Raw genomic sequence first — 25,742 nt, forward strand, 5'->3', positions numbered from 1 at the left:
AATCGTGCCCCCACAGCTTCACCCCGAGACACACTTCGAGAGGTCGACCATGTTCCGCCACAGACGAATACCGCAATTTCTGGCCATCATCTTCTCCGCTGCCCTACTTGTATTCCTCACCGCATGCGGTGGCGGGACGACAAACACCGGAACATCCGCGGAAGACGAAGGCGACCCCGTCGCCGGTGGCACGCTCCGGGTCATCCAGACCGGTGAGCCGCGGTCACTCGACCCCGCCGCCCTGTCGAACACCTGGGCACACCAGCCGGTCGTGGGCAATGGCCTCTACGGCACCCTGATGATCAACAACATCGAGAACTTCACCATCGAATACAAGATGGCGACCGATTTCTCCACCGCCGACAACGGTCAGACCTTCAATCTCGCGCTGCGGCCCGGACTGACCTTCACCGACGGCACCCCGCTGGATGCCGCTGCGGTCAAGTTCAACTGGGATCGTCTGAAGGACCCCGCACTCGGTTCGACGTCGATCCGCCAGGCCATCCAGGTCGCGAGCACCGAGGTGATCGATCCGACGAACCTCACGGTGACCCTGGTCGCTCCCAACCCGCACTTCGCGGAATCGCTTGTCGCCGGCGCACTCAACTGGATCGCTTCGCCCGCAGCCTTGGAGAAGGGCCGGGAATCGTTTGATCAGAACCCGGTTGGCGCAGGTCCGTTCAAGTTGACCAACTGGACGCGTCAGGCGTCGATCGACATGGAGAAGAACCCCGGGTACTACGACGCACCCAAGCCGTACCTCGACAAGATCACCGTCCAGACGGTCCCCGACAGCAACACCCGGATGAACGCCATGACCACCGGTGCGGCCGACCTGTCCTCGGAGACCAATCAGGCCAGCGTCAACAAGGCACAGGCGACCGGACTCAAGACCGAGGTGGTCCCCACCGGCGGTGGCCAGTACATGGGCATGAACGAGCGTCGTGCACCGTTCAACGACCAGCGCGCACGCCAGGCCGTCGCCATGGCCGTCGACCTCCAAGGACTGAACACCATCGTCTACAACGGCGAGGGCAACATCCCGGAGACCCTGTTCGACGAACAGTCACCGTTCTTCACCGATGTGCCGTTCCAGCAGCCGAACAAGGAAGAGGCACAAAAGCTCTTCAACGAGCTCGCCGCCGAGGGCAAGCCCGTGTCCTTCACGTTCCTGTCGTACCCGACCACCGAGAGCCGCACGCTCGCCGAAGGTCTGCAGACGCAGCTGCGGGCGTACGACAATGTCGATGTCAACATCGAGGTCGTCGACTACGGCGCAGCAACCGCTCGGGCCGGCGCACGTGACTTCGACATGATCATCTCGTCGGCCGTGATCCAGGACCCCGACTTCCCGTTGTGGACCGCATTTCACTCCAAGTCTCCGGGAAACTTCGTGGGGACCAATGATCCTGAGCTCGACGCAGCACTCGACGCCGGGCGCATTGAACAGGACATGGAAGCTCGCAAGGACTCGTACAACACCGTCCAGGAACGCCTCGCAGAGATAGTCCCGGGCGTCTGGTACATACGGGCGGTTCCCGCGGTCGTCTACGCCCAGAACGTCAGCGGTGTAGACCTTTACACCCTCGGGTCGCCGTTGCCCGAGAACATCTGGATGAACTGACCGACCAGCAACAGAAAGGGCCGGATCACCATGAACGCTGGGCCACTGCTCGAAGTACAGAACCTGCGTGCATACATCGGCACCGCCCGCGGCACCGTCCGCGCAGTCGACGATGTCTCGCTGACTCTCGACAAGGGGCAGGCTCTCGGGATCGTCGGTGAATCCGGCTCGGGCAAGTCTGTGATGGCGCGAGCCATCATGGGCCTGATGCCACCCCGCTCCGCACGATCGGGCGCGGTGACATTCGGTGGCCGGGATCTCCTTGCATTGAGCAAGAAGGACAAGCTCGAAATCTGGGGAAACCAGATCGCGATGGTGTTCCAGGATCCCGGTCGCTCCCTCAATCCGGTTGTGCGGGTGGAACGTCAACTGACCGAGGGGATGCGCAAGCACCTCGGGGTCAGCCGTTCGGAAGCCGATGATCGGGCCCTCCGCCTCCTGCAGGAGGTGGGGGTGCCAGATCCGGAGCGCCGGTTGAAGAACTATCCGCATGAGATGTCCGGTGGCATGCGCCAGCGGGTGATGATCGCGATCGCCCTCGCGTGTGAACCGGACCTGTTGATCGCCGATGAGCCGACAACCGCGCTCGACGTGACGATCCAGCGGCAGATCCTCGATCTGTTGCGCAGAGTCCAGCGAGAACGAGATATGGCGATGATGCTGATCAGCCACGACCTCGCGGTCGTGGCCGGCCGCACCGATCGGGTGTCGGTGATGTACTCCGGACGTCTCGCCGAAGTCGGCTCCACTCGTGAGGTTTTCGAAGCCCCGCAGCACCGGTACACCCATGCCCTGCTCGGTGCCACTCCCACGATCGACCATGCCCGCCATGCTCCACTGCGAGTCATCGCCGGGTCCCTGCCCGACCCGACCGCACCCCCGGCCGGTTGCCGTTTCGCGCCGCGGTGCACACATGTCCAGGACGATTGCCGCAGCCCTGGCCCCGTCCTGGCGGCCGTCGGCACCGACCACGATGTCGCGTGCCTGCACCCAGTTGTACCTCAGCCCATCAAGACCCTGACCCCCTCCGGAAGGTAATCATGGCCGGCAGCGGAAGCGCCCATCTACGCGGCGACGAGGCCCTGCTCAGCGTGCAGGACCTCGTTGTCGAATACCCGACCAAAGCGGGCACCGTTCAGGCGGTGTCGAAGATCAGCTTCGACGTCCTGCCCGGTGAAACACTCGGCATCGTCGGCGAATCCGGCTGTGGCAAGTCGACTACCGGTCGCGCCGTGCTACGTCTGGACCGCGTCACAGCAGGACGGATCAGGTTCGGTACGGACTGGATCGAGCAGATCGACGAAAAGCACATGCGGCAATTGCGGCGCGACATGCAGATGATCTTCCAGGATCCCATCAGCTCCCTCAATCCACGCCGCGCCGTGAAAGAGATCGTTGTGGAGGGTATGACGGTCGCCGGCGCCCCCAAGGCCGACCGGGCCAAGAAGTCGTCCGAGGTCCTCGACTCCGTGGGCCTGCCGCCCGACCGGTACTCCGATGTATTGCCCAAGGCGCTGTCGGGTGGTCAGGCCCAGAGGGTGGCGATCGCGAGGGCGCTGGCGCTGAACCCGCGGCTGCTCATCTGCGACGAACCCGTGTCGGCACTCGACGTGTCGGTCCAGGCACAGATCCTCAACCTGATCGAAGACCTCAAGGCCGAGTTCAACCTGACCGTGGTCTTCATCGCCCATGATCTCGGTGTCGTCCGTACGGTCAGCGACAATGTGATGGTCATGTATCTCGGCAAGGTGTGCGAGTTCGGCGACTCCGTGGAGATCTACGAGGATCCCGCACATCCGTACACCCGGGCTCTCCTCGACTCGGTGCCACTGACCGACCCCGAGAAGGGATTTGCCGGCCCGGCCCTCGAAGGTGATGTCCCCTCCCCTCTGTCGCCCCCCACCGGATGCAGATTCAGAACCCGCTGCCCCAACGTCCAGGATCGTTGCGTCACAGAGGAACCGGAGATGCGCGAGGTCAGACCGGGCCAATTTGCCGCCTGCCACTTCCCGATCGAATCGATCCGTAAGACCAGTACTCCGGTCCTGAGCAAACAGCTCTAGAGTTCTTCGGCGCTGCGCTGCCGGTACGCCGATGGGGTGTGACCGCAGAACTCCGCGAATGCCCGGCTGAACGAGCTGACGTTGTCGAAGCCGACTGCCCGGGAGGTCTCTTGCACCGTCTGTTCGGGCGAGGCCAGAAGCGCCATGGCGCGCAGCATGCGGGCATGCGAGAGATATGTCCGCCAGGACGATCCGGTGGACTGGACAAACAGTCTGCGCAGCGTACGTTCAGACACACTGACCGCCCGGCTGACGTCTTCGACGTTCACCGCCTGCAAGTGCTCTTTGGTGTAGGCCATGGCCGCGGCGACCACCGGATCGGCGGACGTCGGCAAGCTCAGGGTTGCCTCGCCGCCGTTGATCGCCTCGACCACGAGATCGCCCAGTGTTGCCAGGAATCGATCTGCAGCGGCATCGGTGTGGAGCCGGCCGATCGGCCACCGCTGCGCATAGACGATCATCTCCCGGATCAGCGGTGACACGTCGAGGATGGCCGCGCGGTCGCCGGTGAACTCCATGATCTGCGGGTCGAACATCACCGCAATCGAACGAACCCTGGGACTCATCGTCGCCTGGTGTCGTAGACCTGCCGGTATCCACACCGCCTGCTGGGGTGGCAGGAGGTAATGGGTGTCGGCTGTCTCGACTTCCACCACCCCACCCACCGCGTATTCGATCTGGTGCAGATCGTGGCTGTGCCAGCCGGTGACCAGCCCACCGCCCTCATAGAGGTAGCTTCCCGCCGTCACCACCGGGCTTCGACGCAGAAACTTGACTTTGGCCGATCCTGCATCAGGTATGGCCGAATGTGTGGGAATGGACATGATTTCCAAGGGTACAACTCTAAGAGACAGCGGTTTTCAGCCCGCGATTTCCCTGCAATTCTCAAGGAGTGATCGATGAACATCGATGACATGATCCTCGTCAGCATCGACGACCACGTCGTGGAACCACCAGATATGTTCGCCCGGCACGTCCCGGCAAAGTACGCCGACCAGGCGCCCAAGGTCATCGTCACCGAGCAGGGCGTCGACCAGTGGGTCTACCAGGGAAAGCCCACCGGCGTCAGCGGCCTCAACGCGGTGGTCTCATGGCCGGCCGAGGAATGGGGCCGCGATCCCGCCCGGTTCGCCGAGATGCGCCCGGGTGTCTATGACGTCCACGAGCGGGTCCGGGACATGAGCCGCAACGGGATCATCGGGTCGATGTGCTTTCCCACCTTCACCGGGTTCTCCGCGCGTCACCTGAACCAGCATCAGGCCGAGGTGACCATCGTGATGGTCCAGGCCTACAACGACTGGCACATCGACGAATGGTGTGGCGCCTATCCGGACCGGTTCCTGCCGCTGGCACTGCTCCCGACCTGGAGTCCGGAGGCGATGTGCGCCGAGATCCGGCGCGTCGCCGCCAAGGGTTGCCGGGCTGTCACCATGCCGGAGATCCCGCACCTCGAAGGCCTCCCGAGTTACCACGACATCACCTACTGGGGACCGGTGTTCCAGACCCTGTCGGATCACAACGTGGTCATGTGTCTTCACATCGGATCCGGCTTCGGCGCGATCTCGATGGCGGACGATGCACCGATCGACAATCTGATCGTGCTGGCCACACAGGTTTCGGCGATCGCCGCACAGGATCTGCTCTGGGGCCCGGCGATGCGTTTGTATCCCGACCTCAAGTTCGCCTTCTCCGAGGGCGGTATCGGCTGGATCCCGTTCTATCTGGACCGCTGCGACCGGCACTACACAAATCAGCGTTGGCTCCGAAGGGATTTCGGCGGCAAGCTGCCGAGTGAGGTCTTCAAGGAGCATTCCCTGGCGTGTTATGTCACCGATCCGACCGCCCTCAAGCTCCGGCACGAGATCGGCATCGACAACATCGCCTGGGAATGCGACTACCCCCATTCGGACTGCTTCTGGCCCGACGCCGCCGAGCGCGTTCTCGGTGAACTCGACGCCGCCGGGGCGAGTGATTCCGACATCAACAAGATCACTTGGGAGAACTCCTGCCGCTTCTTCGACTGGAATCCGTTGCGCAACATCGCCCGTGAGGACGCCACGGTCGGGGCGCTGCGCGCAACTGCCACCGACGTCGATGTGTCGATCCGCTCCCGCAAGGACTGGGCAGCGCTCTACAACGAGAAGAACAAGCTGTCGGCTCGGGCCTGACAACCCGGGCGATGGGATGTCGGTCAGGTGACCGACATCCCATCGCAGACGCAGCGGAGCGGAGCTCGACCATCCCACCGCAGACGCAGCGGAGCGGAGCTCGACCAGCAGGCGGCGAACTCAGTTCGCCAGCCAGATCTCTTCTGGCAGCGGCGATCCGAGCCCGTACATCTGCACTCCGGCGATGTTCTTACCGAACATCGCGCCCGGGGTCGACCGGATGTAGAAAACGCCCGGTACCACCTCGGCAAGCCGCTCCTGGACCACCTTGTAAGCCTCGGTGCGCGCGGCGACGTCGGACTCGACTCGTCCGGCGTCGAGGGCCGCGTCGAGCTGGGGATCACTGATCCCCGTCATGTTGCCCTTGGACTGGGAATGGAAGGACGTCCAGAGTTCGGTGTCAGGGTCGAGCACATTGGCCGACGAGATCACCATCTGGAAATCACGGCTGCCGACAACCTTCTGGATCTCCGACGAATCGACCTGCTTGATGTTGACTTCAACGTTGTCATACGCGCTCAGCTGAGCCTGCACACCTTCGGCCGCCTGCCTGTTCTCTGTGGTCGAGTAGGCGGTGAAGTCGAAGGAGACCGGCTTGCCCTCGGCGGCCAGTTCGTTGAAAAGTGCTTGTGCTTCTTGCTGGTTCGTCTCCCTCAGTGGCACGTCGACATAGAAGGGCGAGGACTCGGTGAAGAGAGTGGTGGGAACGTCGCCGGCACCGTTGTAGACGATCATGTTGAGTGCTTCGGTGTCCAGCGCGAGGGATACCGCCTGACGCGCCCGCACGTCGTCGAATGGTGCACGACGGACGTTCATCGCCATGTACTGCCCACCGCCGGTCTCCACGAGATCGGTTTGGGAGCCGGCCGCCGCAGCCTTCTCCAGGTTCTCCGAGTCGGACTCGGAGGAGAAGTTCGTGGCACCGGTGGTAACCGCATTGAACCGCTGGGCGCCGTCCGGGACGGATTTGATGATCAACGTGTCCAGGTAAGGTTTCGGCGCATCCCAGTAGGTCGGGTTCTTCTGCAAACGGATCTCGTCCTGCCGGCTCCAGCTGACCAGGGTGAATGGGCCGGCTCCGACCGGTGCGGCATCGAAGGAGGCACGCCCCTTCTCCAGCGCGGCGGGCGAGGCGATCCAGTTCAGGGCCGACGTGATGACGGCCTGGTCGAAGTGCAGGTTCGGGGCCACCATCGTGACCTGCAACGTGGTCGGATCGATCACCTCGAGGGAGGAGATCTGCGGCGCGAACTTGCTTGCACCCGAGCCCAACGTCGGATCACGCAGACGATCCCAGTTGTACCTCACCGCCTCGGCATCAAGTGGCGTGCCGTCCGAGAACTGCAGTCCGGGACGAAGTTTGAGTGTGAAGGTACTTCCATTGTCGGTGGACGAGAAGTCTTCTGCCATCTTGTATTCGATGTCGAGAGTGCCCGGCGTGTTTATCATCAACGTGCCGTACAGGGCGTTGCCCAGCGTCGGCTGGGTGGCCCACACATTGCCCAAGCCGGCCGGGTCCAGAGTCCTCGGCTCACTCAACTGGATGAACTGCCCTTGGCCGCCGGCCACCGGATCACCGAAATCCGTGGACGTCCCGGCCGAGTTCGAAGCAGAACCGCACGCAGTCAGCAGCAGGAGGAGGAGAACCGAACTCAGCGCGGCGATCGCCGCGGCGAGGGAGTGCTTTTGTCGAAACATCGTCGACCTCTCAGGTGAGTACAAGAGTCTGTGGGAGTACATACTCGGGGTGCTGCGCCGAATAACGTTGCGGCACAGGAGTCATGGCAGGTCCAGCAATTGGGCTACCGACCTGGAATGACGATCCAGTTTTGGTAGAACTATATTCTTGGTTTAGCTAGAACATAGTTCGTTCGCAGGCATGAGGGGCCGAAATCGAGATATCTGAGAAATCGGCTCCGCGGTCCGGCGTACGCCCGAAACCGTCAGGCCCGGACTCCGCCGAGTGCCCGAAGGCAGAACAACCATAGTTGTTCCTGCACATCGCCCCCGGGATCTGACGCAAACGCGTAGTGGTGATAAACGGACCGCACCAGTTCGGCCACAAACCATGCGTCGACCTCTGGTGTGGTCGAGGTGAGCTGCCCGGTGTCGACAGCCGTTTGGATCTCCCGGCACAGCAGGTCGACCAGTGGCTTCTCCGCCGCGGCCAACTCGTCCGGGAAGACCCGGTGCAGTCTCCAGTGCGTGGTGACCATGAACTGCGCCAGCGCGTCGCGGCGCGGCTCCCGTCCGGCTCCACCGAGTATGGACGTGATGAAGTAACGCACCCGATCGAGCGGGTCGGGAATCCCCTGTGCGCCCCGTTCCCACCGCGCACACGCCTCCGTCATGGCATCGCTGATCACTGCCAGAAGCAGCTCGTCTTTGCTGGAGAAGTAGCGGTAGAAGGTCTGGAGAGCCACGCCGGCTTCCTTGACCAGCTCCTGTGTGGTGAAAGCGTCGCCCTTGGCCTCGATGAGCCGACCCGCGGCATCGAGCATCAGGCGCACCTGTTCCGCGATTCGCGTCCGCGAACGTTGAACCGCAGCGGATCGTTCGACGGCGCGCTCCTCAGCCCATGACATATGCGCGATACTAGTGCTCGCTAGTCGGGCGTCAGCACCACGACCGGAATACTCCGGTCGGTACGGGACTGGTAGACGTCGTAGTTGGGCCACACATCCGTCAAGATCTTCCACAACCGGGGCTTCTCCGCCTCGGTCGCGGTGCGTGCAACCGCCGTCATCGTCGCCTCCTTGACCTGCACGCGAACCCTCGGATCGGCCTGCAGATTCCGGTACCACTGGGGATCCTCCGGCGCCCCGCCCTTCGAGGCGACCACCAGTAGGTCGTCACCGTCGCGGGCGAAGATGAGCGCCGAGGTCAGCTCGCGTCCCGATTGCCTGCCGGTGACGGTCAGCAGCAGGGTCGGGACACCATTCCACAGGTAGCCGGTTTCGCCTCCGGTCTCTCGGTACCTTTTGACATGCTCAGCGCCCCGGAGGCTCAGATCCGGCGCAGCGTACTGGGATTCGCTCATCACTACCACCTCACTTGGGGTCGAACAGGACTGGTATCGCCGTCGCGCCGCGCTCGTACATCCCGATGTACCTCGGTTGCTCGGCATCACCGTCGAGCCTCAGGTTCGGGAGTCGATCGAGTAGCGCGTTGATACCCACCGTCATTTCCGCCCGGGCCACATGCATCCCCAGGCACATATGTGATCCCTGCCCGAATGCAAGTGTGGGGCGTGCCTGCCGGGTGATGTCGAAGACGTCCGGGTCATCCCAGCGTTCCGGATCCCGGTTTGCCGACCCGACACACAGATGCAAGACAGCACCTTTCGGGAGGTCGACGCCGAAGAACTCGACGTCCTCTGTGACAAAACGAGAGAACATCGGATCGGTCGGCGTCCACCGCAGCGTCTCGTCGATCGCCGCACGTAGCAGCTTCCGATCGTCTCGTACCTGCTCGAGAACGTCGGGCCGCTCCAGCAACGCGGTCAGCGTCAGTCCCATCTGCTTCCATGTCGTACCCGATCCGGCGGTCAGCAGGAGCAACGAGAACGAGTAGATCTCGTTGTCGGAAAGGCGCTGGGTGACACCGTTTTCGTCGGCGAGTTCGGCTTGAACCAGCACGCTGATCAGATCATCGGTCGGATTCTCTCGCCGCGCCGCAACGATGGGTTCGAGGATGTCCACCACGCGCTGCTGATCGGAACTGAGGCATGCCCGGATCTCCAGGGCCTGCTCCACCGGAACTCCGAAGCTGCCCGTTATCGTCAGCACCGGTATCGCCGCGCAGAAGTCGACATTCAGTTCGGCATGCCCCTGATCGATGAACCCGTGGATCAGATCCTTGACACATTCTTCGATCCAGTTCTCGATCCACCACCGCACGTTGTTCGGAAGGAATGACGGCTGAACCAGGCCCCGATAGCGCTTGTGCTGGGCGCCGCCCATCACGATCAAGCTGGTGCTCGTCCCGAAGCCTCCGGCGTGCGGGTCGACCGGCTCGGGCGACGAGGCGAACACATGCGGATCCCTGAAGGCTTCGAAACATGATTCGTAGCTGAACGCAGAAAAATGTGGGCGATCCGGGAACGGCAGCCCCTGGAAGTACAGGTTCTCCGAAATCCCGGTCAGCTCATGCACGGTGCCGGCATGAACCGGACCTGTTTCACGCAGGCGGTGCCAGGCGGGGTAGGGATCGCCGTCGTACAGCCCGCCGGTCAGCGCGTTATAAGAGCTGCGCAGATCGAAGAGTTCACGCAATTGCTCCCGGTCTGGGATGGCAGTGGTCATCGGGCCACCAATCCTCCGTCGATGGGCAGTGACACGCCGGTGATGTTCCCGGCACGGTCCGACGCCAGGTACACGGTCGCCTCTGCGCAGTCCTCCGCTGTGATGAAACGCCCCAGTGGATGCTGCGCGCCGAAGCGTTCGGCCATCTCCGGTTGTGCCGTGAGCGCCGGGTCCATGCCACCGGCGGCCATGAAGCCGGTCAGCGGCATCGCCGACGGGCAGATCGCGTTGGCCCGGATCCCGTGCGGCGCACCCTCGATCGCCACCGAGCGCGTCAGCGCCAGAACCCCGGCCTTGGTGGCGCCGTACACAGATCCGCCGCAGGCGACCAGGCCGGCCACGGAACCGGTGTTCACGATGACCCCACCACCACCCTGCTCCTTGAACCGCAGTACCGCATGCTTGCACCCGAAGAACACGCCGCCGAGATTGACCGACACGAGCCGGTTGAAGTCTTCGAGGGTGTGGTCCTCGAGCAGCGCCCCGAGCCGGGGCGTCGGGATGCCGACGTTGTTGACCACGATGTCGAGGCGGCCATAATGTTCCACGGCCACATCGATGATCGCCTCCACCTCTGCTTCGACAGAGACGTCGACACTGGCGGCCACCGCGGTGCCACCGGTGGACTCGATCGCCCGCACCGCGTCCTTGGCGTGCTCGAGACTGATGTCGGCGCACACCACCCGCGCGCCTTCGGCGGCGAAGCGAAGTGCGGTGGCCCGCCCGACACCCGAACCGGCGCCGGTGACGATCGCGGATTTACCGCCGAACTCAGGCATTGGTCAGCACCGGCGGCTCGGCCGGGGTGAACCGGTACAGGTTCTGTGCATTGCCGCGGAGCAGTTTGAACTGCAGTTCCGGCGAGAAGTGCGAAATCCTGTTCTTCACCACCGTGATGCAGTCAGGCCAGGTCGAGTCGGAGTGCGGGTAGTCGGTCTCACACATGATGTTGTCTTCACCGATTTCGTCGATGCTCGCCAGACCGTGGACGTCATCGATGAAGCAGCCGAAGATGTGGTTGCGGAACGTTTCCCGGATGTCGAGCTTGTCGAGGTCGACGTCGGTCCCGGCGTGGTTGCCCCACTTGGCCCCGCGCTGCACCCAGTAGCGCTGTTTGTCCAGCACCTGCTCCGCACGTTCGAGGAAGTATGGCATCCAGCCGATCTCACCCTCGGACAACGAGATCTTGAGGTTCGGGTAACGCTGCAGGTAGTTGCTGAAGAGCCAGGTGAGCATGGCACCGGAGGTCCGGGTGGCACCCCAGGCCAGGTTCGCCATGAACGGCGCATCCTTGGAGATCTGCGGCACGGTCGACGACGATCCGACGTGCATCGAGACAACCATCTGCAGATCGTTGGCGGCGGCCATCACCGGGTCCCAGTAGCCGTCCTTGTCATGAATGGTCGGCAGGCCCAGCGGCTCCGGGTTCTCGGAGAAGGCAAATGTGGTGGCGCCCTTGGCGGCGCAGCGCTCCATCTCCTTGGCGGCCAGCTTCGGATCCCACAGCGGGATGAGGATCAGCGGGATGAACCGGCCCGGGGCCGCGCCGGCCCACTCCTCGAGGTGCCAGTCGTTGTAAGCCTGCAGACAGGTGAATCCGAAGTCGCGGTCACTCGCCTCGTAGAAGAGCTGGCCACAGAACCGGGTGACGGTCGGGAACGACAGTGAGGCAAGGATTCCGGCGCGGTTCATGTCCTCGACACGGGCGAGCGGATCGTAGCAGCCCGGACGCATCTCGTCGTAGTTCAGGGGTTCTGGACTGAACTCTTCCTTCGTCTTGCCCGCGACCGCGCTCAGGCCACTGCTCGGCATCCGCTTGCCGTCGTACAGCCAGACATCGGTGCCGTTGTCGTCCTTCACCAAGCGCGGCGCCCGGTCCTGGTCCTTCTTCGGAACCCGGTCGAGCCACAGGTTGGGAGGTTCGAGGATGTGATCATCCACCGAGACAAGCCAATCCAGGTTGTAGTTGCCATTCGATCCGTTTGTTGTGCTCATCTGGTCAGTTCTCCGATCGACATGTGTTTGACTTCCTGAAACTCTCTGATCCCGTCGGGGCCGCGTTCTCGGCCCAGACCGCTCTGCTTGTAGCCACCACTGGGTGCGTAGGCACTGAAGACGGTGGTGTTCACGTTCACCGCACCGGCACGTAGTCGTCGCGCGATGCCGACGGCCGCCGCGGTGTCGCCGCCGTATACCTGCGCCGACAACCCGTAGACGCTGTCGTTGGCGATCTGCACCGCCTCGTCGAGGTCGCGGTAGCCGAGGATCCCGATCACCGGACCGAAGATCTCCTCCTGCGCAGCCGGATTGGCGTTGCTCGGAAGATCGAGGACGGTCGGTTCGAAGTAGTAGCCGGCGTCCAGTCCGGCGGGACGGCGTCCACCCGACCGGACCTTTGCCCCGTGCTCCTCGGCCAGGGCCACAAACCGTTCACACTTGTCCCGCTGCGGCGCACTGATCACCGGCCCCATCAACATGCGCGGGTCCGTCGGATCTCCGACTGCTATGGATTCATATGCGGCGCAGACCATATCGACGACCTCGTCCTTGTTCTCCGAAGGCACCAGCATCCGCGTCGCGGCCACGCAGGCCTGACCCGCGGTCCGGGCGACCACGGCCATCGCCCCCATCGCCACCCGGGGTATCGCGTCGGGCAAGTAGATCTGAGCTGATTTGCCGCCGAGTTCGAGTGACAGACGCTTCACCGTCGGGGCCGCCTGCGCGATGATGTTGCGGCCGGCCACGGTCGAACCGGTGAACGAGACCATGTCCACCGCCGGATGACTTGTCATCAGCTGGGCCCCGGCCGTTCCCTCCTCGACCACAACACTCAACACCCCTGCGGGCAACTCCGCCGCCTCGGCGGCCATCCCGAAGACGAGTGAGGAGATCGGCGTCAACGGACTCGGACGCACGATCACCGAATTGCCCGCCATCAGTGCGGGAATCAGCTTCTGCAGGCCCATGATGATTGCGGCGTTGTACGGCGTGATGGCAGCCACCACCCCCACCGGTTCGTGCCGCCGGACGCTGAGAGCGACCCGGCCACGGACAAGATCGTCCACCGGAACCGGACTCGCCTCTTCATGCGACATCGAGAGATAGAGGTCGATGGTCTGGCGGCCCAGTGACAACCCCGCCCGGCACTGGGTTTCGTCCGCGAATCGGGTGGGCTGACCGGCTTCGGCGACGATCGTGTCCACGAGGTCACCTCGATTCGCCTCGATGTGGTCGAGGAACGAGTGCAACACCTCGGCCCGCGCCTCGGGTGTGCGGTGCGCCCACACACCTTCGTCGAAACTGCGCCGCGCCTCGGTGATCGCCCGCTCCACCTGGTCGATCGGGGTGATGGTGACGTCCGCGACGTGACTCTCCGTCGCCGGGTTCTCCACTGCGAATGTCTGATCGCCTGAGACCCAGCGGCCGGCGATATATGTCCTTCGTTCAGCAATGATACTCAATGCGACTCCTTAACTGCTGTTCCAAGTAGAACATAGTTCTCGCTAAACTGAGAGCACAATTCTCAGTATTGATGATTCGAATAGGCAACTGCCCCGCCGAAGTGCGGTGAGGAATGGCACGCGAGTGCGGTTGTGAGACCTTCGCGCTGCCGGTCACCCGCCCTGCCGGCGAGTTGCAGGTAGCACTCCAGCATCTGCGGAATACCGTGCATCCGACCGTTTCCCAATGCGCCACCGCCGGACAATGCCGGTATCGCGGTGGGACTGTCGCTGTTGATGCCGCCGGAATCGACAAATCGATGGGCCTCCCCCGGCGGGCACACACCGAGCACCTCGAGCCAGAACCACACAAAGGGCGAGAATCCGTCGTAGACCTGCGGCAGATCGATCTCGTCTGCACCGATGCCGACCGCGCGCCGCAAACGCTCGACCAGCGCGGCACCCCCGTCGAGGATGTCGTCGAGGGGCCAGTGCAGCGGCAGACGCCGGCGGGTGGGAGCGGCACCGGCATAACCGCTGATGTACACCGGCCGGTTGGGCAGATCCGCGGCGCGATCGGCAGTGGTGAGCACAAATGCCGCCACCCCGTCGACGGGAATATCGCAGTCGAAACGTCGCACCGGATCGAAAAGCTGTGGCGCCGAGAGGTAGTCAGCTGTACTCAGCGGCTTTCCGCGCCAGTGCGACCACGGGATCCTGGCGCCGTTCTTGCGTGCCTCGGTCACCACTGCCGCCATCGAATCCGAACTGGCGCCGTATCGCTGGAGATATTCGTTGTACGGCAACGCGATCATCGCCAGTGGACCGAAGAATCCCTGCGGTGCGGTCCACTGCTGCGGTCCGCGGATCTCCTGCATCGAGTTCCCGTGATAGACACCGGCCGGATTGTGTAGCGCCCGGTGGACGAGCACGTGGTCCGCAGCCCCGCTGATGAGTGCATTGACCGCGATGGCCATCGACCCCGTCAGCTGACCGATCCCGTCGAAACCTGCGACGTAGCGCGGTTCGGCGCCGAGCCGCTGGGCCAGCCATGCCGACGACACGATGTTGACCCCGTCCTCGGGCCCCCGCCCTCCCGAACTGGGGAGCAGACTCGAACTGACGTAGCCGTCGACCTGCTCGACTCGCAGACCAGCATCGGCGATGGCGGCCCGCGCGGTGTCGACAGCCAGCGCACCCAGGGGCCGGTCGGCATGCCGGACGATCGTGCTGTGCGCGTAACCTGCTATCGCGATCTTGTTGCGCGCCAAAGCTTCTTCACTCATTTCGCCAGCTCGAACGCCGGGACCGCGATGCCGGGCGCCACGTCTTCGAATACAGCCGTCACCGGCGCACCGATGCGGAGACCCTCCGTCGTATCGTCGAGCAGACGGCCGATCATCCGCAGTTCGGTCTGTTCGGCCAGTTCCACGTCGACCAGCACCATCGGGAGCAGATCGGCAAAGCCTGCCAGGAACGATTGCCGGACTACGGTCCACGAACGGACAACTCCGGCACCACTGACATCGACGAACTCGAATCGGGGTTCACTCGACCCGCAATGTGGACAGACGCTGTCCGGCGGCAAGGCGAACATCCGGCAGGCCCGGCAGCGCGCCAGGACGAGCCTGCGCTCCGCCGCTGCCGCCCAGAAGCCGGCCGAAGAATCATCCGGAACCGGAAGCGGCCGAACAGCATTCACGGGATGACACCGGCGCCACTGAGCCCCCCGATGGCAGGCCAGTCGTAACCGAGCTCGAGGAGTACCGCCTCGGTGTGTTCACCGTGTTCGGGGGCCCGCCGGAGCGGTGGGGGTTGCTCATCGAACTGGATGGGCACCGCAGGCAACCGGTAGACCTGTCCGTCATCGAGTTTCACCTCGCCGACATAGTTGTTGGCGATCACCTGTGGGTCATCGATGACGTCGTGCACTGATTGCACGGGTGCCCACGGGGCGTCCAGATCCGCCAGGATGGCCTTCCATTCCTCCAGTGTGTGCACAGAGAACACATCATCCAGTTCCGTGATGCAGGCGGCACTGTTGGTGCGCCGGGCCGCCATGTCCACAAACCGGGGGTCGTCGATCAGGTCGTCCCGCCCGATGAGCCGCGCGAAGTCCGGCCAGTAGCGGTCGCCCTGAAGGAACATCAGCTGGATATGGCGCATGTCCTTGGTGCGGTACGTACCGGTCAACGGATTCACCTGCGGCCCACGGCCGGTCACCGCTTGTACGTCACCGCCGTTGAGGGCGGCGAGCAGATCTGACGAGAGCATCCACATGGCGGTCGCGAGCAACGAGACGTCGACCACGGTGCCGGCGCCTGTCCGGTCTCGCTCCACAACAGCGGATGCGATGCCGAATGCCAGTGCCATGGCGCCGTTCCGGTCGCCCATCGCACCACGCTGACTGATGGGATAGTCGCGCTCGGTGGGGGTGAGTGTGTGCCCGACACCACCCCTTGCCCAGAAGGCCGAGCTGTCGTATCCGGGCTGGTCCGCATCCGGACCGCGGACACCGAAACCGTGTCCACGGGCATAGATCAAGGTCGGATAGCGGCTGCGGAGGGTGTCCGCATCGAGCCCGAGGCGCGCCAGAGCGCCCGGCCGAAGGCTGGTGAGAAAGACATCCGCCGTAGCCAGGAGCTCATGGAGGACTTTCAGACCCTCCTCCCGGTGCAGGTCGAGCGCGATCGATCGTTTACCTCGATTGGCCAGCGCCATCGACAGATTCACCCCGCCGCGTTCGCTCCCGATGCCCTGGGTGGCAAGTCCGCGGTAGGGGTCGCCGTCCAGACGCTCCACCCGGATGACCTCGGCACCACCGTCGGCCAGCAATGCACCGGCGACGGGGACAAACACCCATTGGGCGAGTTCGACAACCCGGACCCCGTCGAATGCACCGTGTCCGGTGGTCTCGCCGGCGGTCATCGGACGCCCACCGTCTCGACGTTGACGAGCCTGCGCACATGATGTTTCTGGATCTTCCCGGACGCTGTCCGCGGAAAGTCCTGCACCTCGTGGAGCTCCTCCGGCCACTTCTGCCTTGCCACACCACTTTTCGCGAAGTGATCCCACACCTCTTGGAGAGCCGGCATCGTGTGACCGTCCCTGATCCGCAGAACTCCGGCCGCGTGCTCCCCGAATCGCGGGTCAGGCGCGGCCACCACCACTGCTTCGGCGACCGCGGGCAACGTCAGCAGGACTTCTTCCACCGCCGCTGCGCTGACGTTCTCGCCGCCGCGGATGATGATGTCGGACTTGCGGTCCGTGATGGACAGATAGCCATCCCCGTCGATGAATCCGATGTCACCGGTGTGATACCACCCTTCCTCGTCGAAGGCTTGAGCGGTGAGGCTCTCGTCCGTATAACCCATGCACAGATCCGGTCCACGACTGAGGATCTCACCATCGTCACCGAGCCGGATCTCCACACCCAGACGCGCATTGCCGTCGGTCAGCAGCCGCTTGCCCTCCGGAGCAGTGGTGCTCGACCCGGTGATCGACGGGTGTTCGGTACTCCCGTAGGACCGGGTGACGACGATGCCCACCTCCGCCAGGCGGTTTGTCACCGCCGCCGGCACCGTCGATCCGCCAAGGCCGATGTGCTTCATATGACGCAGATGGTCGCAGGTGAAGTCGGGGTGATCGAGCAGGCTGGTGACAAAGTAGGGTGGGCCACCGCCGAAGCCGACACTGTCAGAGTCCATCAGGTCGAGTACCTGCTTCGGATCCCAGGCATCGGACAAGTCAACCGGCGTGCCGTCGAGCAGCGGGACGAGAAACGCGCCGAGCATACCGATGAAGTGACCGACCGGCAGAGCGGTGAGTTGACGCCCCCGGTCGGCCTGATAGTTCGAAAGCAGTTGGCGGGTCTCGAAAGCGAGTGTCTGGTGGGTGTGGATCACACCCTTCGGATCACTGGTGGTTCCCGAGGTATACGCGATCAGGGCCCCCGTCCGCGGATCGGCGTCGAGGACACCCGACAGGGGCTCTGGATCGAGCAGATCGTCGAAGTCCACATCAACGATCCCGACGATGGGCACGTCGGCACTCACGGCCGGGTCGTAGGTCATCCGGCCGAACTGTGCCGCGGCGATGAACACCTTCGGCTCGGCACTGGCCAGGATGAAACCCACCTCCTTCGGGCCGTAGAAGTGCACGATCGGCACCACCACTGCGCCCAGGAGCGACGACGCCCAGAAGGTGGCGGCCGCTTCCATCCAGTTCGGCAGCTGAAATGCGATCACGTCACCCTGACCGACACCACGCGCCCGCAGGCCGGCGGCGAGGCGCCGCGCGACGGACTCGACGTCCGAGAACTGTCCGGCGTACGGCCGAACCTTCGAATGCACATGGAATCCGAGGTCCGGCCGCTCGGCGAGCCCACGGGACAGGAGTTCCCCAAGAGATTCGTCGGTCCACCAGCCCATGGCCTCGTAGTGACTTCTCAGCTCGGCCGACATCGGCCGCAGTGCGGCGATCTTGTTCTTCGAAACCACGTGTGAAATTCCTTTCCGGAGATCTGTCGCGTGGAGGGTGCCGTGCGAGCCGTGGTGATGCCGTCGGCCGAATGACTGCCATCGGCACAGGTACCGGTAGAATGTAGTTCTCCCATAGAGTGACATATAATTGCGATGGCTGCAATTCAGATCACCAAGCCGAATCGGTATGGTGCGCGTCACCCATGGGTGTCGACCGGCACATGGCTTCCACCGGTCAGCTCCCGGTCCGGCATCAGCCGGATCGGGGCAACGACTCCGACACCCGCTGGATCGCGTCCATCAGCTGCTGCAGCGCATACGCCGGGTTGAACTCGAGATGCTTGGTGGCCTCGGAGTACTTCAGGACATGGCCGGCGGGAAAGAAGTAGACCTCACCTGGGCCCACCGTCTCCTCGGACCAGTCGGTGTTCGGATACACGGCCGTGATCGAACCCTCGAGCACATATCCGTAGTGGGGACATGTGCACACCCCTCCGGGCAGACCGGCCACGCGGTACAGGTCGGTACAGTCGCGCGAACTCTCGGTGGCGGTGTAGCCGACCTCGAGATCTCCCCACTGTGCCGAATAGAAATGATCCTTCGCCGAAGGCCACCTGCCACCTCCGGCATTCGGAAGATCAGTGGGCTTTGCGTGCGGCATGGATCAACCTCCGATGGTTTTGGTGAAAACAGTTGCAGTACAACGATTCAAGAGACCGCAAGACCGGACCGCTCAGCATTGAGCGCATCATGATCGGCCACGGCCGTACCCAGTCGATGCAAGAGGATCTCGATCAGGTCCGACTCGACCTTGGCCGTGATGCCCCAGAGGTAGAGTCCTCGCACGATCCCCCGCTTGATCGCACGCCATGCCATCTCGAACGACGGGCTTTCCACACCGTGAGATCGCAGGCAGTCAAGGTAGTGCGCCAACAGTTCTCGTTCGCTTCGCCGGCGATCCTCCACACTCAGCGCCGTGCCGAGGTGGGTGCCGACATCCATGTACCACATCCCGCGTTGCACCAGCTGCCAGTCGACGAGAGCCGGCGATCCATCGGCCTCCAGCGCAAGATTTCCGACATGTGCATCGCCGTGTATGACACACCAGTCTGACGAATCATGCTCGGCTGTGAGCACTTTGACCAGTTCAAGATAGGCTTTGACCAGGCCGTCGGCGTCACGGACCGTCGCCGGAACCCGAAGTCCGTTCGGCCCGTTCAGGTTGCGGGCGATCCTCGCGGTGATCTCCTCCACACCGAACGCCTTGAGAGCTCCTTCCAGACGCGGCGCGAGCCACGGCTGGTGTGCCCACCGTTCCTTGCCCCATGTCGCGGCGTGCAACCGGGCGAACTCGGCCAGGCTGTTTGCCGCCTGGTCGGGAGTGAAATCGCTTGCTGCATCCAGGAATACACCACCGGCCGCGATTGCGTTCTCGGTGATCACCACTCCGTGCCGGGTCGTCGGATCGAAGTCGGCATACACGCTTCGCAAGGTACGCACCCCGGTCTCGTCCGCGAGATCCCGATAGAAGCAGGCCTCGGGTTCACCGACGAACCGGATGTTGCGCGCTTCTTCGTTGAAGTAGCCCTTGACACAGAGATCGGCGGACAGTCCATCCGGGACCCCACTCTCGCATTCGATCGTGAAACACGCGTTGGTGGAGACCCGATCCACAACGGGTCCCGGAATCACTGCGCTGACTTCAATTCCCGGGAACCTCGGCTGCAGCGCGGAGGTCAGCCATTGTGGCGAAAGGGCTTGATCCAGCGTGTCCGGGACGAGAGCAGTCATGCTCGGACACCCCCTCGGGCGTCGATGACCAGCGCCATATCGAGGCCACCGAGTGTCACGCGACCCGAATATGTCCAGTAAGAGGTAGAACGTGATTTCCGCATAGGTAGAATGTAATACTGATCACCCGGCGATGTCCTCGTTTTCGGGGAAACTCCGGCGAAGCCCTCTCGTCAGGGCAGATCAGAGCCGTGTTCGCCGAGTGCCGGAGCGGCACCGTATTCCGGCTCGTACCCGGAAATGCGAATCGGACTCCCGACCAGACTGAATGTGCCCGCTTTGACCACCATTCCGGGGTTTTCCGCCAGCGCCTCGGGCAGGGTCCGAATGGCAGCTGCCGGGACCTGCAACGGGCGAAGCCGCGCCTCCCAGGACTTCGCGGTGTCGGTGGCCAGTGCTGCGGACACGGTGGCAAGAACCTCGTCCCGGTTCCCGGCCCGTTCGGCCATCGTGGCAAAGCCCGTGATACCGGCTTCGGCCGAGAACGTCCGCCAGAATCCGTCGTGGGTGATGAACAACGCCAGGTATCCGTCCGCGGTCGGAAAGAGCTGCGCCGGAACATAGTACGAATGGGCGCCATTGGGCATCCGCCGAGGTTCGGTACCCTCGTTGAGATATGCCGAGGCCCGGTAGTTGAGTTGCGAGAGCATCACGTCACGCAGCGATACGTCGACTTGTCCGCCCTTGCCGGAGATGATCTGCGCCAGCAGCCCGAGCGCTGCGGTCAGGCCTGTCGAGTTGTCGGCGGCAGAGTAGCCCGGCAAGGTCGGCGGGCCATCGGGATCGCCGGTCAGCGATGCCACTCCGGTGACCGCCTGGATGACGTAGTCGAACGCCGGGTCGTCGCCCTGATCGAGGCCGTAGCCGGTGAGGGCTACGCAGACGATCTTGTCGTTCCACTTCTGCAGCGACTCATAGGTCAATCCGAACTTCCGGACCGCCGACGGCTTCAGATTGACCACCAGCGCCTGTGATTCGGCGGCCAGCTCCCCGAGACGGGACTGGCCTTCGACGGTGGTGAGGTCGAGGCAGATGCTCCGTTTGCCCCGGTTGAGGCTGGCGAAATACGCGTCGCTCACCTGTCGCGACAGATCGCCGGTGGCCGGTTCGATCTTGGTCACCTCGGCACCGAGATCCGCGAGCATCATGGTCGCGTACGGACCGGCCAGGATATGGCCGACCTCGAGAATCCGGATGCCGGCGAGCGGCCCCGCACTCATCGGATGTCCGCGACGAGCCCGGCGACCACTTCCCGGGTGTGGTACTTCGACTTGATCAACTCGTCGCGCGTATCCCCGATGGGCAACAGCCGCATGGACAGGTCCGTCACGCCCGCATCTTCGAACTGCTTGAACCGCTTCATGATCGCCTCTTCGTCGCCGACCGCACACAGGTCACCGACATCCTTCGCATTGCCCTGATCGAGCAGGCGCTGATAGTTCGGCGAGACCTCGGCTTCTGCCAGGATGCGGTTGGCCCGCTCCTTGGCGACCTCCACCTGCGACGGTGCACACAGGCACACCGGGATTCCGGCCACGATGCGAGGGGCGCCGCGTCCGGCCTTCTCTGCCGCGGCAGTGATCTTCGGCACCACGTGATCACCAACAGCACGCTCGTCGGCCATCCACAGGATGGTGCCGTCGGTGTGCGTGCCGGCGATGTCGAGCATGACCGGCCCGAGTGCGGCGACCAGGATCGGCAGTGGGGCAACCGGTCCGAGGTCGAGGGGGTTGTGAACGTTGTAGGTCGAGTTCACGACATTCACCTCGCCCGGAGCCTGTTGCGCGGCATTGAGCACTTCGAGATAGTCACGGGTGAGCTTCGCGGGCTTCTCATACGGCAGCCCGAGCATGTCCTCGATGATCCAGTGATGTGACGGGCCGACGCCCAGCGCCAGCCTGCCGCCGGTGGCTGCGTGTGCCGACAGTGCCTGCCGGGCAAGGGCAATGGGATGCTGCGCCTGCAGCGGCACCACTGCGGTGCCGATCTCGATACGGGAGGTCTTGGTACCCATCAGCGCCACGGTGATCAACGCGTCGAAGTCGGTGGGAATCTGCGGTACCCAGGCCGTGTCCAGTCCGGCCTCTTCGGCCCAGACGATGTCGGCCATCATCCGATCGACCTTCTTGGCCGCGTCACCCCGCTCCGGACCGATCATTACACCGACGCGCACGATTCCTCCAAGTTTACGAAATTGGTACTACCGCACGAGTTCTGATTTCACGCGGAAGGTTGCTTCTGGTTGTGACGGCGCCGGCCTACGCCGGTGCTTCGGTACCCGTCAACGCCCGCATGTCGGTCACAAGCTTGTCGAGCGGGGTCCCGGTGGGGAACACGGCCGACGCACCGACATCGATCAACTTCTGAACATCCGACTGCGGAATCGTGCCGCCGACAATCACTTTGATGTCGCCGGCATCGGCCTCACGCAGCGCCTCGACAACACGCTTGGTGAGTCCGACGTGGGCACCCGAGAGAATGCTCAGTCCCACCACGGTGCAGTCTTCCTGCAATGCGATCGAGACGATGTCTTCGATCCGCTGCCGGATGCCGGTGTAGATGACCTCGAATCCCGCGTCACGCAGGGTGCGGGCAACGATCTTGGCGCCTTTGTCGTGGCCGTCCAGCCCGGGCTTCGCGACGAGAATACGGGCGGTCATCAGAAGACCACCGGCTGAGTGAACTCGCCCCACACGTCTTTGAGTGCAGTCGTCATCTCGCCGACAGTGCAGTAGGCGTTGGCACAATCGATCAGGGGTTGCATGAGATTCTCTGTTCCTTCCGCAGCTCGCGACAGAGCCGCCAGCGTGTTCTTGACGGCGTCGTCGTCACGCTCGGCCTTGACCTTCGCCAGGCGCTGGAGCTGCAACTCCCGGCCTTGGGCGTCGAGTTCGTAGGTGGCGATGTCCGGTGCGGCCTCTTCGGAGGCGAAACGGTTGACTCCCACCACGGGACGCACGCCCTGCTCGATGTCCTGGTGGATCTTGTACGCCTCATCGGCGATGAGACCCTGCAGGTAACCGTCTTCGATCGCGGCGACCATGCCGCCGTGATTCTCGAGGTCGCTCATGATCTCGATGATCTTCTTCTCGGTGGCATCGGTGAGAGCCTCCACGAAGTACGAACCACCAAGCGGGTCGGCGACCTTGGTGACACCGGTCTCGAGAGCCAGGATCTGCTGAGTGCGCAGCGCCATCGTCGCCGATTCCTCACTGGGGAGGGCAAACGGCTCATCCCAGGCCGCGGTGAACATCGACTGCACGCCACCCAGAACCGAGGCCATTGCCTCGTAGGCGACGCGAACCAGGTTGTTCTGGGCCTGCGGCGCATAGAGCGAGGCGCCACCGGCAACACAGCCGAACCGGAACATCGCAGCCTTCTCGGTCTTGGCGCCGTACCGCTCCCGCACGATCGTCGCCCAACGGCGGCGGCCGGCCCGGTACTTGGCGATCTCCTCGAAGAAGTCACCGTGGGTGTAGAAGAAGAACGAGATCTGCGGCGCGAACTGATCGATGGTCATCCGTCCGCGCTCGACAACCGTGTCGCAGTAGGTGACACCATCGGCGAGCGTGAATGCCATCTCCTGCACTGCGTTTGCGCCGGCATCGCGGAAGTGCGCTCCGGCGACCGAGATCGCATTGAAGCGCGGGACCTCGGCGGCACAGAACTCGATGGTGTCGGCGATCAATCGCAGCGACGGCTCCGGCGGCCAGATCCAGGTTCCACGCGACGCGTACTCCTTGAGTACGTCGTTTTGGATTGTGCCGGTGAGCTTTTCGCGAGACACACCCTTCTTCTCCGCGGCAGCGACATACAGCGCCAAGAGGATCGCGGCGGTGCCGTTGATGGTGAAACTGGTGCTGATCTTGTCCAACGGGATCTCGTCGAACAGGATCTCGGCGTCGGCGAGCGTGTCGACAGCACAACCGACGCGGCCGACCTCGTCGGTGAACTCGGGGTCGTCGGAGTCGTACCCGCACTGAGTCGGCAGGTCGAGTGCCACCGAAAGTCCGGTACCACCCTGTCCGAGCAGGTACTTGTATCGCTCGTTGGACTCTTCGGCGGTTCCGAACCCGGAGTACTGACGGAAGGTCCAGAGCCGCCCCCGATACCCGGACGGAAAGTTCCCGCGGGTGAAGGGGAACTCGCCCGGCGCGGGCGGGGCCGCCCCGTCAGGACTCGGTCCATACACCGAATCAAGGGGGATGCCAGAGGAGGTTTCCACGTTCTCGTTCATTGTTGAATACCGTACTTGCAAAAAAGGAGAATGCCAATACCATTTAGCGTGAATGGTCCTTGAACTGCTGCTCAACGCGGTGGCGAGTGGCCAATCGGAGAGAGGACCGGGATCAGATGACCACCGAAGCCACCCGCCGCGAGACCTACGACGCCGGTATGAAAGTCCGCCAGGAAGTGGTCGGAGCCGAATACGTGGAGCGTGCTGCCCAAGCCACCACGGACTTCACCCGCCCGATGCAGGAGCTGGTGACCGAGTACTGCTGGGGTGCGGTATGGACCCGCGAGGGACTCGGCCGCCGCGAGCGCTCGATGATCAACCTGGCGATGCTCACCGCGCTCGGAAAGCCCACCGAACTCGGCGCCCATGTCCGTGGCGCCCTCACCAACGGGGTCACCCCGGAAGAAATCCAGGAGGTCCTGTTGCAGACCGCGATCTATGTCGGTGTACCCGCCGCACTCGAATCCTTCCGGGTGGCGAACGACATCGTTGCGGAGCACCTCGCATGAGCACATCGCAGAAGCGCGTGGCCTTTGTCGGCCTGGGCAACATGGGTGCACAGATGTCGATCAGACTCCTCGACGCCGGCTATGACGTTGTCGGATTCGACCCCGCCGACACCGCACGAGCGGCGCTGGTCGCCGCCGGCGGCACGTCCGCCGCGAGCGCGCCCGAGGCCGTGCGTGGTGCCGACCACGTCATCCTGATGCTGCCCAGCTCGCGGGTTGTCGAGGCGGTCCTCGGCGACGACGCGGTACTCACCGCACTGACCCCCGGCGCGATCGTCGTCGACATGAGTTCGTCCGAACCGCTGTCGACGGTCGAACTCGCCAAGGCGGTCGAGAAGGCCGGAGCGGTCCTGGTCGACGCGCCGGTATCCGGTGGTGTTGCCGGTGCACAGGCCGGAAAACTGACGATCATGGCCGGAGGAGGCGAAGAATCCGTCGCCGCGATCGCCGACCTGATGGCTCCGATGGGCGTCCTGACCCGGGTCGGCGACACCGGCGCCGGCCACGCCCTCAAATCGATCAACAACCTGATGGCAGCGGTCGGGCTCCTGGTGACCTCCGAAGGCGTGGCGATCGGCCGCCGCTTCGGACTCGATCAAGAACTGATGGTGTCGATGCTCAACTCCTCGAGTGGCCAGAACGCGGCGACCGATGTGAAGTTCCCCCGATTTGTCATCCCGGAGACCTACAACTCGGGTTTCCGGCTCGAACTGATGCTGAAGGACATGCGCATCGCAACCGGCCTCGCATCCGCGATCGGTGTGCCGTCGCCGCTCGGCGAACGAGCGGTCGAGGTCTGGGCCCACGCCGACAAGGATCTGGGACCCGGAGCGGATCAGACCGAGATCGCGAAATGGACCTACGCCCAATAGATCAGCGGCCGATGACGTGCGGTTCGGTGAGCGTGCACCAGGTGGGCGCAGCCGAAGCCCGTACTACCGGGGCGTGACGGGCGCCTCGGCGAAATGCGCCTCGATGATGGCGCGGACGGTGCGACGGCAACGACCGCAGTCCAACCCGGCGCCACATGCGTTCGCAACCTCTTTGGACGTACGTGCCCCATCGGCCACGACCTGCTCGACGATGTGGCTCGTAACTCCTTGGCACAGACAGACATACATGACG

General features: G+C 63.7%; 25 protein-coding genes. 6 read left to right on the forward strand and 19 right to left on the reverse strand.

The features are described from left to right. The 3 genes from VIQ49_RS27400 to VIQ49_RS27410 form a co-directional block, all read left to right on the forward strand. On the forward strand, positions 1–1,624 hold a 1,624-nt coding region (locus tag VIQ49_RS27400), incomplete at its 5' end, for an ABC transporter substrate-binding protein (RefSeq protein WP_331890080.1). A 30-nt stretch (positions 1,625–1,654) separates the two neighbouring features. After that, positions 1,655–2,662: an ABC transporter ATP-binding protein gene (locus VIQ49_RS27405; protein WP_331890082.1), complete on the forward strand. Its 1,008-nt coding sequence runs from the start codon at positions 1,655–1,657 to the stop codon at positions 2,660–2,662. Between the two features lie 2 nt (positions 2,663–2,664). Further along, the gene (locus VIQ49_RS27410; protein WP_331890084.1) at positions 2,665–3,687 is read left to right on the forward strand and encodes an ABC transporter ATP-binding protein; all 1,023 of its coding nucleotides are present in this window, start codon (positions 2,665–2,667) and stop codon (positions 3,685–3,687) included. Here VIQ49_RS27410 and VIQ49_RS27415 read toward each other — a convergent pair. Continuing rightward, complete coding sequence (locus tag VIQ49_RS27415) at positions 3,684–4,511, reverse strand: helix-turn-helix transcriptional regulator (RefSeq protein WP_331890086.1); 828 nt, start codon at positions 4,509–4,511, stop codon at positions 3,684–3,686. The genes VIQ49_RS27410 and VIQ49_RS27415 overlap by 4 nt on opposite strands. A 75-nt stretch (positions 4,512–4,586) precedes the next feature. Here VIQ49_RS27415 and VIQ49_RS27420 point away from each other — a divergent pair, with 75 nt between their 5' ends. Continuing rightward, a complete protein-coding gene (locus VIQ49_RS27420; RefSeq protein ID WP_331890088.1) occupies positions 4,587–5,855 on the forward strand; it encodes an amidohydrolase family protein in 1,269 nt (422 codons plus the stop codon). Between the two features lie 120 nt (positions 5,856–5,975). Here VIQ49_RS27420 and VIQ49_RS27425 read toward each other — a convergent pair whose 3' ends face one another. The 17 genes from VIQ49_RS27425 to VIQ49_RS27505 all read right to left on the reverse strand — a co-directional run bounded on the left by VIQ49_RS27425 (position 5,976) and on the right by VIQ49_RS27505 (position 24,108). Then, positions 5,976–7,553, reverse strand: a complete 1,578-nt coding sequence (locus VIQ49_RS27425; RefSeq protein WP_331890090.1) for an ABC transporter substrate-binding protein — start codon at positions 7,551–7,553, stop codon at positions 5,976–5,978. A 245-nt stretch (positions 7,554–7,798) separates the two neighbouring features. Further along, entirely contained in the window at positions 7,799–8,440 is a 642-nt protein-coding gene (locus tag VIQ49_RS27430; RefSeq protein WP_331890092.1) for a helix-turn-helix domain-containing protein, read from the reverse strand. A 20-nt stretch (positions 8,441–8,460) separates the two neighbouring features. Continuing rightward, on the reverse strand, positions 8,461–8,895 hold the full coding sequence (locus tag VIQ49_RS27435; protein ID WP_331890094.1) for a nitroreductase family deazaflavin-dependent oxidoreductase: 435 nt from the start codon (positions 8,893–8,895) through the stop codon (positions 8,461–8,463). A 10-nt stretch (positions 8,896–8,905) separates the two neighbouring features. Beyond that, positions 8,906–10,159 (reverse strand): cytochrome P450, encoded by a 1,254-nt coding sequence (locus tag VIQ49_RS27440; RefSeq protein ID WP_331890096.1) that lies wholly within the window; start codon positions 10,157–10,159, stop codon positions 8,906–8,908. Continuing rightward, positions 10,156–10,938 carry an SDR family oxidoreductase gene (locus VIQ49_RS27445; protein WP_331890098.1) on the reverse strand — a complete coding sequence of 261 codons (783 nt, stop codon included), beginning with the start codon at positions 10,936–10,938 and terminating at the stop codon, positions 10,156–10,158. The genes VIQ49_RS27440 and VIQ49_RS27445 overlap by 4 nt, the downstream gene beginning before the upstream one ends. Beyond that, positions 10,931–12,154, reverse strand: coding sequence for an amidohydrolase family protein (locus VIQ49_RS27450; RefSeq protein ID WP_331890100.1), 1,224 nt, complete (start codon positions 12,152–12,154; stop codon positions 10,931–10,933). Before VIQ49_RS27450 ends, VIQ49_RS27445 begins: the two co-directional genes overlap by 8 nt. Further along, positions 12,151–13,620, reverse strand: coding sequence for an aldehyde dehydrogenase family protein (locus VIQ49_RS27455; protein ID WP_331890102.1), 1,470 nt, complete (start codon positions 13,618–13,620; stop codon positions 12,151–12,153). The genes VIQ49_RS27450 and VIQ49_RS27455 overlap by 4 nt, the downstream gene beginning before the upstream one ends. 62 nt (positions 13,621–13,682) lie before the next feature. After that, the gene (locus VIQ49_RS27460) at positions 13,683–14,885 is read right to left on the reverse strand and encodes a thiolase family protein (RefSeq protein WP_331890104.1); all 1,203 of its coding nucleotides are present in this window, start codon (positions 14,883–14,885) and stop codon (positions 13,683–13,685) included. Then, on the reverse strand, positions 14,882–15,301 hold the full coding sequence (locus tag VIQ49_RS27465; protein WP_331890106.1) for a Zn-ribbon domain-containing OB-fold protein: 420 nt from the start codon (positions 15,299–15,301) through the stop codon (positions 14,882–14,884). Before VIQ49_RS27465 ends, VIQ49_RS27460 begins: the two co-directional genes overlap by 4 nt. Then, positions 15,298–16,527, reverse strand: coding sequence for a CoA transferase (locus VIQ49_RS27470; protein ID WP_331890108.1), 1,230 nt, complete (start codon positions 16,525–16,527; stop codon positions 15,298–15,300). Before VIQ49_RS27470 ends, VIQ49_RS27465 begins: the two co-directional genes overlap by 4 nt. Beyond that, on the reverse strand, positions 16,524–18,080 hold the full coding sequence (locus tag VIQ49_RS27475; protein ID WP_331890334.1) for an AMP-binding protein: 1,557 nt from the start codon (positions 18,078–18,080) through the stop codon (positions 16,524–16,526). Before VIQ49_RS27475 ends, VIQ49_RS27470 begins: the two co-directional genes overlap by 4 nt. A gap of 253 nt (positions 18,081–18,333) precedes the next feature. Then, positions 18,334–18,741: a hypothetical protein gene (locus VIQ49_RS27480; protein WP_331890110.1), complete on the reverse strand. Its 408-nt coding sequence runs from the start codon at positions 18,739–18,741 to the stop codon at positions 18,334–18,336. Positions 18,742–18,788: 47 nt separating this feature from the next. Next, positions 18,789–19,871: a phosphotransferase gene (locus tag VIQ49_RS27485; protein ID WP_331890112.1), complete on the reverse strand. Its 1,083-nt coding sequence runs from the start codon at positions 19,869–19,871 to the stop codon at positions 18,789–18,791. A gap of 173 nt (positions 19,872–20,044) precedes the next feature. After that, positions 20,045–21,091 carry a CoA transferase gene (locus VIQ49_RS27490; protein ID WP_331890114.1) on the reverse strand — a complete coding sequence of 349 codons (1,047 nt, stop codon included), beginning with the start codon at positions 21,089–21,091 and terminating at the stop codon, positions 20,045–20,047. Further along, positions 21,088–22,044: a TIGR03564 family F420-dependent LLM class oxidoreductase gene (locus VIQ49_RS27495; protein ID WP_331890116.1), complete on the reverse strand. Its 957-nt coding sequence runs from the start codon at positions 22,042–22,044 to the stop codon at positions 21,088–21,090. The genes VIQ49_RS27490 and VIQ49_RS27495 overlap by 4 nt, the downstream gene beginning before the upstream one ends. Positions 22,045–22,129: 85 nt before the next feature. Next, entirely contained in the window at positions 22,130–22,531 is a 402-nt protein-coding gene (locus VIQ49_RS27500) for a cobalamin B12-binding domain-containing protein (protein WP_331890118.1), read from the reverse strand. After that, on the reverse strand, positions 22,531–24,108 hold the full coding sequence (locus tag VIQ49_RS27505; protein WP_331890120.1) for a methylmalonyl-CoA mutase family protein: 1,578 nt from the start codon (positions 24,106–24,108) through the stop codon (positions 22,531–22,533). The genes VIQ49_RS27500 and VIQ49_RS27505 overlap by 1 nt, the downstream gene beginning before the upstream one ends. Positions 24,109–24,224: 116 nt before the next feature. Between VIQ49_RS27505 and pcaC the strand changes: the two genes are divergently transcribed. Together pcaC and VIQ49_RS27515 are read left to right on the forward strand one after the other, a co-directional pair. Further along, entirely contained in the window at positions 24,225–24,617 is a 393-nt protein-coding gene (pcaC, locus tag VIQ49_RS27510) for a 4-carboxymuconolactone decarboxylase (RefSeq protein ID WP_331890122.1), read from the forward strand. Further along, positions 24,614–25,489, forward strand: a complete 876-nt coding sequence (locus tag VIQ49_RS27515; protein ID WP_331890124.1) for an NAD(P)-dependent oxidoreductase — start codon at positions 24,614–24,616, stop codon at positions 25,487–25,489. The genes pcaC and VIQ49_RS27515 overlap by 4 nt, the downstream gene beginning before the upstream one ends. Before the next feature lie 63 nt (positions 25,490–25,552). Here VIQ49_RS27515 and VIQ49_RS27520 read toward each other — a convergent pair whose 3' ends face one another. Continuing rightward, positions 25,553–25,738, reverse strand: a complete 186-nt coding sequence (locus VIQ49_RS27520; protein ID WP_331890126.1) for a (2Fe-2S)-binding protein — start codon at positions 25,736–25,738, stop codon at positions 25,553–25,555. Positions 25,739–25,742 lie beyond the last annotated feature (4 nt).

Source organism: Williamsia sp. (genome assembly GCF_036566845.1).
Classification (GTDB): Bacteria; Actinomycetota; Actinomycetes; order Mycobacteriales; family Mycobacteriaceae; genus Williamsia.